The organism is Nonomuraea sp. NPDC052116, assembly GCF_040680035.1.
Taxonomy (GTDB): Bacteria; Actinomycetota; Actinomycetes; order Streptosporangiales; family Streptosporangiaceae; genus Nonomuraea; species Nonomuraea angiospora_A.
The window spans coordinates 391,611-404,663 of sequence record NZ_JBFAWA010000003.1 but is presented as its reverse complement, the minus strand read 5'-3'; the positions used below and the strand labels follow the sequence as shown (position 1 = coordinate 404,663).

At 71.0% G+C, this 13,053-nt stretch carries 10 protein-coding genes; 1 reads left to right on the top strand and 9 read right to left on the bottom strand.

The window, feature by feature from the left end; all coding sequences use genetic code 11:
- Window positions 1–29: 29 nt before the first annotated feature.
- From mctP to AB0L65_RS07445, 3 genes are all read right to left on the bottom strand, one after another.
- Window positions 30–1,637: a monocarboxylate uptake permease MctP gene (gene mctP / locus AB0L65_RS07455; protein ID WP_364241518.1), complete on the bottom strand. Its 1,608-nt coding sequence runs from the start codon at window positions 1,635–1,637 to the stop codon at window positions 30–32.
- Window positions 1,634–1,843 carry a DUF3311 domain-containing protein gene (locus AB0L65_RS07450; protein ID WP_350734699.1) on the bottom strand — a complete coding sequence of 70 codons (210 nt, stop codon included), beginning with the start codon at window positions 1,841–1,843 and terminating at the stop codon, window positions 1,634–1,636. The genes mctP and AB0L65_RS07450 overlap by 4 nt, the downstream gene beginning before the upstream one ends.
- 580 nt (window positions 1,844–2,423) lie before the next feature.
- A complete protein-coding gene (locus AB0L65_RS07445; RefSeq protein WP_364241515.1) occupies window positions 2,424–2,972 on the bottom strand; it encodes a VOC family protein in 549 nt (182 codons plus the stop codon).
- 78 nt (window positions 2,973–3,050) lie between these two features.
- Here AB0L65_RS07445 and AB0L65_RS07440 point away from each other — a divergent pair, with 78 nt between their 5' ends.
- Entirely contained in the window at window positions 3,051–3,941 is an 891-nt protein-coding gene (locus AB0L65_RS07440) for an SDR family oxidoreductase (protein ID WP_364241512.1), read from the top strand.
- A gap of 7 nt (window positions 3,942–3,948) precedes the next feature.
- On the opposite strand, the gene AB0L65_RS07435 is transcribed toward AB0L65_RS07440, so the two are convergent.
- The 6 genes from AB0L65_RS07435 to AB0L65_RS07410 all read right to left on the bottom strand — a co-directional run bounded on the left by AB0L65_RS07435 (window position 3,949) and on the right by AB0L65_RS07410 (window position 12,781).
- Window positions 3,949–4,893, bottom strand: a complete 945-nt coding sequence (locus AB0L65_RS07435; protein ID WP_364241510.1) for a WYL domain-containing protein — start codon at window positions 4,891–4,893, stop codon at window positions 3,949–3,951.
- Window positions 4,875–6,461, bottom strand: a complete 1,587-nt coding sequence (locus tag AB0L65_RS07430) for a CocE/NonD family hydrolase (RefSeq protein WP_364241507.1) — start codon at window positions 6,459–6,461, stop codon at window positions 4,875–4,877. Before AB0L65_RS07430 ends, AB0L65_RS07435 begins: the two co-directional genes overlap by 19 nt.
- Window positions 6,462–6,519: 58 nt before the next feature.
- Complete coding sequence (locus tag AB0L65_RS07425) at window positions 6,520–10,014, bottom strand: S8 family serine peptidase (RefSeq protein ID WP_364241505.1); 3,495 nt, start codon at window positions 10,012–10,014, stop codon at window positions 6,520–6,522.
- Between the two features lie 129 nt (window positions 10,015–10,143).
- Window positions 10,144–10,767 (bottom strand): TetR/AcrR family transcriptional regulator, encoded by a 624-nt coding sequence (locus AB0L65_RS07420; RefSeq protein ID WP_364241502.1) that lies wholly within the window; start codon window positions 10,765–10,767, stop codon window positions 10,144–10,146.
- Window positions 10,764–11,594 carry an oxidoreductase gene (locus AB0L65_RS07415; RefSeq protein WP_364241499.1) on the bottom strand — a complete coding sequence of 277 codons (831 nt, stop codon included), beginning with the start codon at window positions 11,592–11,594 and terminating at the stop codon, window positions 10,764–10,766. The genes AB0L65_RS07420 and AB0L65_RS07415 overlap by 4 nt, the downstream gene beginning before the upstream one ends.
- Window positions 11,594–12,781 (bottom strand): cytochrome P450, encoded by a 1,188-nt coding sequence (locus tag AB0L65_RS07410; RefSeq protein ID WP_364241497.1) that lies wholly within the window; start codon window positions 12,779–12,781, stop codon window positions 11,594–11,596. The genes AB0L65_RS07415 and AB0L65_RS07410 overlap by 1 nt, the downstream gene beginning before the upstream one ends.
- Between the last annotated feature and the right edge of the window lie 272 nt (window positions 12,782–13,053).

Below are 13,053 nucleotides of genomic sequence, written 5' to 3'. Positions count from 1 at the left end.
CGTAGCGGGACGGGCCGTCACCCGGGGGATCAGTGCGAGCCGGTCAGGTCCAGGCCCTTGACCTTCGGATCGCCCTCGTCGGCGAAGTAGTCGTCGCGGGCCGTCGCGTCCTCGCCGTCCGCCACCTTGGTCGCCCGGAACAGGAGCGTGCCGAGCGCCGCCACCACCAGGTTCACGGCCAGCGCCAGGAACCCGGTGTAGATCGTCATCTTGGTGTCGAAGCCCAGGTTCGACAGCGCGAACGCCGAGCCGCCGAAGTGCTCCTGGTGCTTGGCCGGGTTCGGGGTGAGGTACAGCATCCACATGCCCGTCGCCAGGCCGGCCGCCCAGCCGGCGATCAGGCCGCCCTTGTGGAACCAGCGCGTGTACAGGCCCAGCGCCACCGACGGCAGCGTCTGCAGGATGATCACGCCGCCGATGAGCTGCAGGTCGATCGAGAACTGCGGGTCGAGCAGCAGGATGCACAGCACCGCGCCCACCTTGACCACCAGCGACACGACCTTGGAGACGTTGGCCTCCTGGGCGTCGCTGGCGTTCTTGTTGAAGTACTCGCGGTAGATGTTGCGGGTGAACAGGTTCGCCGCCGCGATCGACATGATCGCCGCCGGGACGAGTGCGCCGATGCCGATGGCCGCGTACGCGACGCCCGTGAACCAGTCGGGGAACATCTTGTCGAACAGCAGGGGCACGATCGTGTTGGTGTCGGCCGTGCCGTTGCTCATCACCGGCTTGATGCCGGCCGAGATGGCCATGAAGCCGAGCAGCGCGATCAGGCCGAGCACGAAGCTGTAGGCGGGCAGCGCCGACATGTTGCGCTTGATGACGTTGCGGCTCTTCGAGGCCAGCACGCCGGTGAGGCTGTGCGGGTAGAGGAACAGCGCCAGCGCCGAGCCGAAGGCCAGCGTCACGTACTGGAGCTGGTTGTTGGCGTTCAGCAGGATGCCGTCGCCCGGCGCCGGGGTGGCGTCGAACTTGGCCTTGGCCGCGTCGAAGATCGAGTCCCAGCCGCCCAGCTTGGCCGGGATGTAGATGACGGCCGCCAGGATCACGATGTAGATCAGCGCGTCCTTCACGAACGCGATCAGCGCGGGCGCTCGCAGGCCCGACTGGTAGGTGTACGCGGCCAGGATCGCGAACGCGATGACGATCGGCAGGTGCCCGGTGATGCCCATCGCCTTCAGCACCGCCTCGATGCCGATGAGCTGGAGCGCGATGTACGGCATCGTCGCCACCAGCCCGGTGATCGCGATCACCAGCGCCAGCGTCGGCGACCCGAAGCGGGCCCGGACGAAGTCGGCAGGCGTGACGAACCCGTGCACGTGCGACACCGACCACATCCGCGCCAGCACCAGGAACACCAGCGGGTACACCACGACCGTGTACGGCAGCGCGTAGAACCCGATCGCGCCGGAGCCGAACACCAGCGCCGGCACCGCCACGAACGTGTAGGCGGTGTAGAGGTCGCCGCCCACCAGGAACCACGTGATCCAGGAGCCGAAGCTGCGCCCGCCGAGCCCCCACTCGTTGAGGCTGGCCAGGTCGTTCGGCCGCCGCCACCGCGCGGCCACGAACCCCATGACGGTGACCAGGAGGAACAGCAGCACGAAGACGACCAGCTCGGTCGTGTGCGCGCTCACTTGGTCATCCTGTAGACGATGGTCGTGGACACGACGCCGACCACGATGAAGGCCAGCTGGAGCCAGTAGAAGAGCGGGAAGCCCAGCAGGCGGGGCTCGTCGGCGTTGAACAGGAACGTCAGCAGCGGCAGCACGATGGGCAGGATCAGCAGCCAATTCCAGGGGCTGCGGTCGGTGCGTGGCTGCCCGGGTTCCCCGGTAGTCATCAACCCTCCGATGAGTGGATCTGGAGCCGGCTGTGACCGGTTCCTGACGGGTAGTCAATGGAGGGAGAGTAGCTTTGCGGCGGTATTAATCCAAATGTCGGCAATATTACGGTTTGGCCTAAATCTTTGGCCCTTGACAGGGGGCCACACGCGTCGCCACAGAAACCATAAACACTCACCCGCCGCACGCCTCCCCCTGATCGCCGAATGGTCCCTTCCCCGCGACGAACGGTCCCGCACCCCCACCGCACCGGCGAGACCCCGGACAACGGGACCGGACGGGCCGTTGCAGGGCGGCGTGCGGCGGCGTGCGGGCGTTGCGCGACGTCCTGGGACCGTCGTAGGTCGGCAGGTCGCGGGGATGCGCCGTGGTGGGCGGCGCTTGGGCGGCGGCGTGGGGCCATCACCGGGCGGCGCGTGGCGTGGCCGCTTGGCGTGGCCGCTTGGCGTAGGACCGTCGTGGTGCGGCGATGCGGGACGGCGTTTCGGAGCGCCGCGTCGGCGGGTCGGGGTGCGGTGGAGCCCGGCGCTGTCGTCGGTGCCCAGCCCTCCATGGGCGCGAGGTGCCCGCGTTCGTGGGTCAGATGGTGCGGTCGGCGGCGGTTTTGGGGTCGTGGTGGACGTCCCCCGGCTGCCCCACCCGGCGCGTCCAGGCCGCGAACTCCACCAGCACCCCATCGGGATCCTTGAAGTAGATCGACCTGACGAACACCCCGTCGTGCATCTCCGGCGCCACCCCGAACTCGCTGTCGTCGTGGTTGAGCACCACCCCCACGTCCACCCCCTTGGCCACGAGCCGTTCCCGGTACTCCTCGATCCGCTCCGGCGGCACGTCGAAGGCGATGTGGTTCATCGACCCGACCGCCGACAGCAGTTCCCCCCGATCCGGCAGGTTCTTCGGCGCCGAGACCCCCGGCACGCCCTCCGGCGCGTCCGGGAACCAGAAGAACGCCAGCGCGTTCCCGCCCCCGCAGTCGAAGAAGAAGTGCTGGCCCCAGCCCATGGGCAGCTCGATCGTCTTGATCAGCGGCATGCCCAGCACACCCGAGTAGAAGTCGACGGTCTGCTTCATGTCCGAGCAGACCAGCGCGACATGGTTGACCCCGCGGAGCTCGAATTCGCTGTTCATAGTAACTCCGTACTTATCACAGGGTTATCCGAAAAAACATGACACGAGATGTCGGGTATTCGGGGAACGATCGGCCACATGATTGCTTTGGTGGCGGGGGCGACCCGCGGAACGGGACGGGGCATCGCGGTGGCGCTGGGCGCGGCCGGCGCGACGGTCTACTGCACGGGCAGGAGCACGCGCGAGCGGCGTTCGGAGATGAACCGGCCGGAGACCATCGAGGAGACGGCGGAGCTGGTGACCGCGGCCGGCGGGACGGGCATCGCGGTCCAGGTCGACCACCTGGACCCCGGCCAGGTCGAGGCGCTGGCCGAGCGGGTGGAGCGCGAGCAGGGCAGGCTCGACGTGCTGGTGAACGACGTGTGGGGCAGCGACCACCTCTGGGCGTGGGACACCCCGGTCTGGAAGCACGACATGGACAAGGGCTTCCGGCTGCTCAGGCTGGCGGTCGACACGCATATCATCAGCAGCCGCCACCTGCTCCCGCTGCTGATCAGGAACGAGGGCGGCCTGGTCGTCGAGGTCACCGACGGCACCTGGGCCTTCAACGAGACCCGCTACCGCGAGAACGTCTACTACGACCTGGCCAAGGTCTCGGTGAACCGGCTGGCCTTCGCCTGGTCGCGCGAGCTGCGCCCGTACGGGGGGACCGCGGTGGCGGTGACGCCGGGGTTCCTGCGCTCGGAGGCGATGCTCGACAACTTCGGCGTCACCGAGGACAACTGGCGCGAGGCGAAGGTGGACGTCACCTGGATGGTCTCCGAGACCCCCGCGTACGTCGGCAGAGGCGTCGCCGCCCTCGCCACCGACCCCGACCGGCAGCGCTGGTCGGGCAGGTCGGTCGCCAGCGAGGACCTGGCCGGCGCGTACGGCTTCACGGACGTGGACGGCAGCCGCCCGCGGGTGTGGAGCTTCATCACGGAGGTACGGGAGCCGGGCAAGGACACCGACCCGGCCGAGTACCGCTGAAGGCCGGTCAGGGCCGGTAGAGGGCGGACATGCGGGCGGCGGCGTCGGCGACCAGCTTCCGCAGCTCGGGCGGGTCCAGCACCTCCGCCTCCGGCCCGAACCGCAGCACCTGCGAGTACGCCACCGGCACCGACTCCACCGCCAGCCGCACCGTCCCGTCCGGCTGGAGCGAGGCGAGCGCGTCGTCGAGCGCGGCCGGGTCGGCGATGTGCCGCAGCATCCGCACTCCGTGCTCGCTGAGCCGCAGCGTGACCACGTCCCGCAGCAGCGACCGGCTGAACTCCGCCGACTGCTCCGCCCAGAAGGCGGCCAGGTCGAAGGAGGGCTCCCGGTCGAACGGCTCGGCGAGCACGGACACCGCGCCGAACCGGTGTACCCGGAAGATCAGGAACCGGGTCCCGAGCCGCGCGGCCAGGTACCAGGCGCCCGCCTTGAGCACCAGCGCGTACGGCTCCAGCGTGCGCACCTTCCCCTTGTAGACGGCCGAGACGCGGCGGTCGTTCCACACGGCCCTGGCCAGCGGCGCGAGCGCCTCCGGCGGCGGGTCGTCGCCGACGAACCAGCCGGGCGCGTCCAGGTGGAAGCGCTGCGCCGCGACGGCCGGCGCGTCCCGCAGCGCGGGGGAGAGCGCGGCGGCGGCCTTCAGCCGGGCCGTGGCCGCCACCTCCTCCAGCCCCATCTCCCGCAGCGCCGCCGGCACCCCCGACAGGAACAGCGCCTCCGCCTCGGCCCGGTCCAGCCCGGTCAGCCGCGTCCGGTACCCGTCCAGCAGCCGGTAGCCGCCGCCCCGTCCCCGGTCGGCGTAGACGGGCACGCCCGCCTCCGACAGCGCGAGCACGTCCCGATGCACGGTCCGCTCGGAGACCTCCAGCTCCTTGGCCAGCTCGGCCGCCGTCATCCCGCCCCGGCCCTGCAGCAGCAGGACCAGCGACATCAACCGCGAGGCGCGCACAGCGGCAGCACCACGGCGGAGGGAAGGTCGGGGGAGTGGAACACCTCGACGTCGGCGGGCACCATCGCGCCGTCGCCGCCGCCGAGCGGATCGCCGTTGCCGGGGTTGCGGGCGATCGTCGGGTACGCCCCGGCCGCCACGTGCACCCTGATCCGGTGGTCGCGCCCGAACCGGTGCGCGATCGGCCACAGGTCCACGCAGACCCGCCGTACCCCGTCGAGGGAGTCCGACGCCGAGAGGCGGCGCACGCCCTCGCACACGTTGAACGAGCGCCCGTCCGGGTGCACGTCGCACACCCGCACCACCACGTCCACGTACGGCGTGCTCGACCGCACGAACAGCTCGCCCCGCACCGGCCCGATCATCTCCACGTCCGACTCCAGTGCCGCCGAACTGTACACCAGCACGTCGCGCCGCTGTTCCAGCCGCCGCTGATCACGCGGCCGGGAGTCGCCGAGCAGGACCGGCCCGCCGATCACCGGTGTCGGATGGGAGGGGTGGTACCGGAACCGGTCGGGCGGGGCGTCCAGGGGCCCGTCCGTCCCCAGCCCGAAGCCGTGCTGCAGGTGCCAGCGCTGCTCCCGCGTCCCCGGCGGCGGCCAGTCGGGGAAGTCGCGCCATTCCTCGGCCCCCGTCACGTACAGGCGCACGGGGTCGGGCCGCAGCCCGGAGCGGTCGCCCAGCAGGTGCGCGCGGAACCAGGCCAGCGACTCGGCCATGGCGGGCCGCCCGTGCCGGGTGTCGATGTGGTACCACGGCCCGATCGTCAGGTACGGCCGCCGCCCCGCGGCCCGCATCGCGGTGTAGTCCTTGAGCTGCCACGGCAGGAAGACGTCGTACCAGCCGCCCAGCATGGTGACGGCCGCCTCCACCTCACCCACCTGCGGTGAGAAGTCACGTTTGTCCCAGTAGGGGACGTCCGGGTGGGCGTGGTGCATGAGCAGGTCCTGGTAGAACCGGAGCGGCCGCCCGGCCGAGGCCAGGTCCAGCTCGGCCACGGGGCGGCCGGACAGGACCGCCCTGCGGGTCAGCCGGGGCGCGGTCAGCAGGGCGGCGCCCCCGAACCGGCGCGACATGCCGTCGGTGAGCGTGGTCCAGCTCAGCGTCGACTCCAGCGCGAACGCGCCGCCCACGTAGGCGGCGTCCCTGAACTGGGAGGCGGTGATCTGGGTGGCCATGGCCTTCAGCTCGGGCCCGGCGTAGGGCGCGACGGCCCACTGCGCGTAGCCGAGGTAGGAGGGGCCGAACATCGCGAACGAGCCGCCGTACCAGGGCTGCTTGCGCAGCCAGGCGATGGTGGCCAGGCCGTCGTCGTGCTCGTCGCCGAGCGGGTCGAGCAGCCCGCCGGAGCCGAAGCCGCCGCGGCAGCTCTGGATGACGACGTGGAAGCCGTGCCGCGCGAAGCCGCGGCCGTAGTACCAGCCGAACAGGCCGCGACGGCCGTACGGGGAGCGCATCAGGATGACGGGTGCCCGCTCGCCGCCGGCCGGGGCGTAGTGGTCGGCCAGGAGTGTCACGCCGTCGGGCATCGGAACGGGAAGATCCCGCTGGAGCCGCACGCGTCTCATGTACTAACCAGTAACAGATGCCCCCGGGCCATGACAGCCCGGGGGCACCCGTGGGCCGCTACGGAGTCGCCCGGTCGGGGCGCTCCGAGATGCGGACGGCGTTCACGATCGTGGCGCCCTGCCGGGTGGCGAAGCGCACGTTGAGCTGGCCGTCGGTGACCTTCACCGTGTACTGCCTGCTCACCGCCGTGTACGTGCCCGCCTCCAGGGCCAGGTCGAGCGCCGGGATCGCCAGCTGCCCCTCGACGAGGACGTCGAAGACCCGCTTGCCCGGCTGCGTGCTCTTCAGGTCGGCGAAGTCCAGCTCGACCGTGTACGTGCCGGCGGGCACGTTGTCGAAGCGGTACTCCAGCATCTTCTCCCTGGCGGTCCTGAACAGTGCCTGGTCGGCGGTGCCCGCGATGGTCTTGGACGTGCTCGACGTGCTGGTCGAGGTGGCCACGTAGCCGTAGCTCCCCGCCGCGTACTTCTTGTCCGGCGTCCAGGTGTCACCGGCGGCGTCGACCACGTTCTTCGTGGCGCCCGTGTCGATGGCGACCTGCAGCTTCGGCACCACGACCGACACCTTGATCTCGATGGTCGGCTGCCGGCCGCTGGCCGACCGGACGAGGAGCGTGCCGGTCTTGACCGTGCCGGGCGCGACGCCCGCGCTGGAGAGCGTCGCCTTCAGCGTCACCTTCTGCCCCTTGGCCAGCTCGCCCGAGGCCGGCGTCGTGGCGAACCACGGCTCCGAGGCCACCGTGTACGGCGTCGGCGCGCCCAGGTTCGTCAGCTCCAGCGTCCTGGTGCGGGTGGACCCGGCCGGCATCACCACGGTCAGCTCGCCCGCCGACGCGCTCACCTGGCCGGTGACCAGCGCCGTGTCGATCCGCGTCACCGTGGTGGGCGCGACCGTGACGGCCTTGGTGAAGGTGCCGTAGTGCTCCTTGGACACCACGACGTCGTAGTCGCCGGCCAGCACCTGCCCGTAGAACGAGCCGTCCTCGGCGGTCGTGAACGTGGCCACGTCGCCCACCTTCACCGTCGCCCCGGCCAGCGGCTTGCCGTCGTTGGCGTCGGTGACCGCGCCGGTGACCAGGCCGTGCCGGCTGGCCGTGAACGTCAGGCCCTGCCCGGTGGACACCACCGGCTCCTCGTAGGAGTAGAGCATGGCGTCGGTGCCGCCCGCGTTCTCGATGCCGATGGTGGCGCTGGAACCCTGCTCGCGCTCGCTGTCGATGTCCTTGTACCGGAAGGCGATCGAGCCGTCCTCACCAAGCAGCGCCGAGAACGACACCCGCAGGTCGGCGGCGTTGTAGAAGCCGGCGTTGCGCCACTCCACGACGAACGTCCGGTGCGGCGCCGTGCCCGTCACCCCGGTGTAGACCCCGGCCTGGGCGTCCATGATGAGGTCGTCCCAGTACGGGTAGACCGCGTTGTTGGGCGTGGTCGTGGTCGGCAGCCGGCCGTTGCTGCCGGTGGTGACCCGGTCGGTGGCGAACGAGACGTACCCGTTCGTACCGATCCACGCCTTGCCGTACCCCGTGCCGTAGTACGGGATCGGGAACGGCAGCGTCACCTGCACGGCCTCGTCGTCGCCGCTCAGCGCCAGCTTGTCGGTGCCCGCCACGTACGCCTGGGCGCCGCTCCTGCAGGTGTAGCCGAAGTTGTCGCCGCGCAGCGGCAGCTCGATGTCCTTGGTCACGTCACCGGCCACCGAGACGGACGCCGTCGTGCCGCTGGAGCAGCGGGACACCGGCGTGATCCGCAGCTCGTAGTCGCCCCGCGGCAGCGTCAGGCTGTAGCGGCCCGAGGCGTCGGTCACGGCGCTCACCGGCGTGCCGGTGGCCTCCACCGTCGCGCCCGCCTCCGGCGTGCCCGCGGTGCTGACCGTGCCGGACACCACGCCGGACTGCAGCCTGGTCAGGGACACGTCCGCGGTCGCGGCCTGCCCGGCCGCGATCGTGGCCGTCGCGCCCGCCTTCTCGTAGCCGAACTTCTCCGCGCTGACCTGGTAGTCGCCCGGCAGCAGGCGCGGCACGGCGTACGTGCCGTCCTGGCCGGTGGTCACCGTACGGCTCAGCGGCCCCGAGAGCGTGATCGTCACGCCCGCCACGGGCGAGCCGCCCGAGGTGACGGTGCCGCGCAGGTCGCCGAGGTCCTCGTGCGGCGCGGCCTGCACGGCGGCGTACGTGTCGAGCCGGCCCTCGCCCCAGACGTTGTTGTCGGCCGCGGTGCCGCCGCAGCTGGTGTCGCCGACGTCGACGGCGGTGCTGTCGAGCAGCGGCCGGGTGGCCGCCACCTTGCCCTGCAGGCCGGGCGAGCCGGACCAGATCAGCGCGACCGTGGCCGCCACGTGCGGCGAGGCCATCGAGGTGCCGGTGAAGCTTTCGTAGGAGTTGCCCGGGGTCGAGGAGCGCACGTTGACGGCCGGGGCCGCGATGTTCGGCTTGATCTCGCCGTTCTCGCCCTCGCCCTTGCTGGAGCGGTTGTACAGCGTGTTGTTGATGTCGAAGCCGCCCGCGCTGTAGCTCTCCACGTACTGGCCGGGCGAGCCGCTGGTGCGGCAGGCGGGGCCCTCGTTGCCGTTGGCGAACGCCGGGAAGATCCCGGCCGCGACCCACGCCTCGACCGTCTCCTTGTACCAGGGGTCGTAGCCGTCGCCGCCCCAGGAGTTGTTGACGATGTCGGGGGCCAGGTCGGGGCGCGGGTTCTGGCCGTTCAGGTCGGTCGGCGCCAGGACCCACTGCCCGGCCGCCAGCAGGGAGGCGTCGGTGCAGGTGTTGACCTCGCAGCCCTTGGCGGCGATCCACTTGGCGCCGGGCGCGACGCCGATGCCGTTCGCGCCGACCATCGTGCCCATGGTGTGCGTGCCGTGGCCGTTGTTGTCACACGGCGCGGCGGTCGGGCAGACGCGCGCCGGGTCGAACCAGTTGTAGTCGTGCGTGAACGTGCCGTCCTGGTTCCTGCCCCGGTAGCTCTGCACCAGGTCGGGGTGGTCGAACTGGGCGCCGGAGTCGATGTGGGCGATCACGATGCCCTCGCCGCGGTTGCCCAGCTCGCTCCAGACGCGCGGGGCGTTGACCCGGTCGATGTTCCACTCGACCGCGTTGATCTTCGCCTCTGCCTTGCCGGGCGTGGGGTCGGGCAGCTTGACGGTGCGGACCGGCTGGATGCTCTCGACCTCGGCCAGCTTGGCGATCTCGCCCGCGAGCTTCGCGTCGGCGGTCACCCGTACGGCGTTGACGATCCAGTACGGGGTGTAGTCGGTGCGGCGGGAGTCGAGCAGCTTGCGCAGGCCCGCCTGGGAGGCGGCGGCCCGCTCGGTCTTGGCCTCGAAGACCAGCTCGGCCTTCGTGTCCTTGGTGACGGCCCGGCGGGCGCCGCTCAGGTCGGCCGCCCCTTTCAACCGGACCCAGAAGGTGGCCTTGTCGTCCTTGTCGAGCTGCGCCTGGACGGCGGCGTCGATCTTCGCGGGCTCCGGCGCGGCCAGCGCCGGGACCTGCGGCACGCATAAGCCTGCGATGACGGCGATCCCGGTCAGGACCGCACGCCAGCGGGGGGTGTTGGGCACGCGACTCTCCTTCGAGTCCCTCGAGACAAGAGGTGATCTTTACGCTTCTGTCGAGAAGCGTGAAGAGATCGTGTCGGGAAAGCAAGAGGTGTCGCGAAATGTAACGTGACTGCCTGAAATGTAATCTGGTCAGCTGATATATCGCCGGTAACCGACCTGCCGCATGATCGTAAGGAAGTACGCCTTGATCTCCTCGGCGCCCTCGTCGTCGGGGCGGCCGACCAGATGGCCCGTCACCGCGCTGGTCAGCAGCTCCTGCACCACGTCCACGTCGAGGTCGGACGGGAGCTCCCCGCGCTCGCGGGCCGCGGTCAGCGCTTCGCGCACCACCGCCGCCCGCCGCCCGCCGTTGCTCTCCCGGTACGTCCGCACCAGCTCGGGATAGTCGTCGACCGTGCCGAAGACCCGCCGGAGCAGGACCCGGTTGCGCGGATCGGCGAGATGCAGCGCCCATTCCTCGAACATGTGGTCCAGGTCGCGCCAGCCGGTGAGCGCCGGGTCGTTGTCGTGCAGGGCCCACTTCAGGGTGCGCACCAGCAGCGCCGTCTTGTCGGCGTACCTGCGGTAGACCGTCGCCCTCGTCACGCCGGCCCGCTTGGCGACCTGCTCGATGCTGGTCTGCTGGGCGCCGTACTCGATGAGCAGGTCGAGCGCGGCCGCCAGGATGGCCGTGTCGGCCTCCTGGTTGCGCGGCCGTCCGGCCGGTCGCGCGGCTCGCGTGCCGGTCGTGCCGAGGTCGTCGGTGGTCATCATGCGCGGCGGGTCACCATCTTGTCGTAGAGGCGGTCCGGCAGGAGTCTATTGACCCACAGCAGCAGCCCGGCCAGGTAACCGACGGGGTAGCGGGGCTTCGGGTCGCGCGCGGCCACGATCCGCACGACGGCCCGGCCCACCACGCTCGGGTCCGACGCCTTGCTGCCCGGCCCGAACCCCGCCTCGGTCCGCCGCGCCATCCACTCCGCGTCGTCCGCGTATGCCCCGTGCCCCGAGATCTCCCGCAGCTCGCGCGGCGTGTCGTCGCCGAACTCCGTCTTGATGATCCCGGGCTGCACCACCACGACCCGCACCCCGAACCGCCCCACCTCCTCCCGGAGCGAGTCGGAATACCCTTCCAGCGCGTGCTTGGAGGCGTGGTACCAGGCGCCCAGCGGCAGGGCGATCTCGCCGCCGATCGAGGAGATGTTGACGATCGTGCCGGCGCGGCGCTCGCGCATGTGCGGCAGGACGAGCTGGGTCAGCCGGGCCAGGCCGAACAGGTTGACCTCGAACACCTGCCGCGCCCGCTCCATCGGCACCTCCTCGGTGGCGCCGTACACGGAGGTGCCCGCGTTGTTCACCAGCACGTCGATGCGCCCCTGCTCGTCGAGGACCGTCCGCACGGCCCGCTCCAGGTCGGCGTCCTTGGTCACGTCCGCGCCGATCGCGTGGCCGCCGGCGTCGCGGAGCGCGTCCATCCGCTCCACGCGGCGCGCCAGGCCGTACACGGTGTGGCCGGCGCGCAGCAGCTCCAGCGCGGTGGCGCGGCCGATGCCGGACGACGCGCCCGTGACGAGGCAGACCCTGCCCTTGACGCCGCTCATCACCGGACGTCCCAGGCCACCGGGAGGCTGTGGACCCCGTAGATGAGCATGTCGGTACGGAGCGGCACCTGCTCCGGCTCGACCGCCAGCCGCAGCGACGGGAACCGCCTGAACAGCGCAGGATAGCCGGCCCGCATCTCCACCCTGGCCAGCTGCTGGCCCAGGCACTGGTGCACGCCGTGGCCGAAGCCCACGTGCCCGCCGGTGTCCCGGCGCAGGTCGAGGACGTCCGGGTCGGGGAAGCGGCCCGGGTCGCGGTTGGCGGACGGCATCGAGACGGTGACCGTCTCACCGGCCCTGACCACCTCGCCGCCCAGCTCGACGTCCTCCAGCGCCGTACGGACGAGGAAGGGGACGATCGTGAGGTAGCGCAGCAGCTCCTCCACCATCTGGTCCACCCGGCCGGGCTCGTCGCGCAGGACGGCCGGCTGGCCGGGGTGGCGCAGCAGCGCGAACGTGCCCAGGGCGAGCATGTTGGCGGTGGTGTCGAGGCCGGAGCCCAGGAGCAGGAAGCCGATGTTGGCCAGCTCCTCGTCGGTGAGGTCGCTCCTGGTCAGGCCGCTGAGCATGTCGTCGGTGGGCTCGGCCCGCTTGGCCACGACCAGGTCGCGGATGCGCGCCTGCATCGTCAGGAACGTGGAGATCTTCCGCTCCTGCGGGGCGTCCGGGCGCACCAGCTCGGTGGCCTCGGCCATGAAGCCCGCCCGCTCCTCTTCGGGCACGCCGAGCAGCTCGCAGATGACCACCGCCGGCACCGGCGCCGCGAACGTCTCCACCAGATCGGCCGGCGGGCCCTGCCGCTCCATGAGGTCGAGCTGCTGCTCGGTGACCTCCTCGATGCGCTCGGTGAGCATGCGCATCCTGCGCACCGTGAACTCGCCGGTGAGCAACTGGCGGTAACGGGTGTGATCGGGCGGGTCCATCCCGATGAACATCCCGGGCGGGCTCGGCCGGCCCGTGCTGGTGCTCTCGATGGGGACGTGCCGCAGCTCGGTGCGGGTGCTGAAGCGCCGGTCGGCCAGCACCTCGCGCACGAGCGCGTGACTGGTGACCAGCCAGCCCAGGTGGCCGTCGGGGTAGGCGAGGCGGGTGATGGGGGTGGTCGCGCGCAGCTCGGCGAGGCCGTCGGGAGGGTCGAACGGATTCGGCCGCAGGGTGGGGAGGGTGATCGCCTCGGTCTCGTACATCGTGGGTCTCCTCTCGATCCATGAATACAGTACAGCTCTGTATTCAAACTCGCGCACCCGCCCCACCCTCGGCCGCCCACCGGGCGCGAGGGGGCGGGTCGGCGTTGCGCGATCATGGTCCGGCGGTTAACCTGTTCGCATGCGAAGTCACGCTCAGCTCCAGTGGTGGCGCCGCTCCTAGGCGGCGCGTGTTTCGCATTCCTCAACGGACGGCCGCCCCGGATGGCGGCCTTTCGCGTGTCCGCCCCCGGGGCTCGATCATTTGACGTGGT

What these genes read in the sequence shown, in the direction of transcription:
- AB0L65_RS07450 (WP_350734699.1), bottom strand. Translation starts at nt 1,843, where the DNA reads ATGACTACCGGGGAACCCGGGCAGCCACGCACCGACCGCAGCCCCTGG.
- AB0L65_RS07445 (WP_364241515.1), bottom strand. Translation starts at nt 2,972, where the DNA reads ATGAACAGCGAATTCGAGCTCCGCGGGGTCAACCATGTCGCGCTGGTC.
- AB0L65_RS07440 (WP_364241512.1), top strand. Translation starts at nt 3,051, where the DNA reads ATGATTGCTTTGGTGGCGGGGGCGACCCGCGGAACGGGACGGGGCATC.
- AB0L65_RS07430 (WP_364241507.1), bottom strand. Translation starts at nt 6,461, where the DNA reads ATGAGACGCGTGCGGCTCCAGCGGGATCTTCCCGTTCCGATGCCCGAC.
- AB0L65_RS07420 (WP_364241502.1), bottom strand. Translation starts at nt 10,767, where the DNA reads ATGATGACCACCGACGACCTCGGCACGACCGGCACGCGAGCCGCGCGA.
- AB0L65_RS07415 (WP_364241499.1), bottom strand. Translation starts at nt 11,594, where the DNA reads ATGAGCGGCGTCAAGGGCAGGGTCTGCCTCGTCACGGGCGCGTCGTCC.
- AB0L65_RS07410 (WP_364241497.1), bottom strand. Translation starts at nt 12,781, where the DNA reads ATGTACGAGACCGAGGCGATCACCCTCCCCACCCTGCGGCCGAATCCG.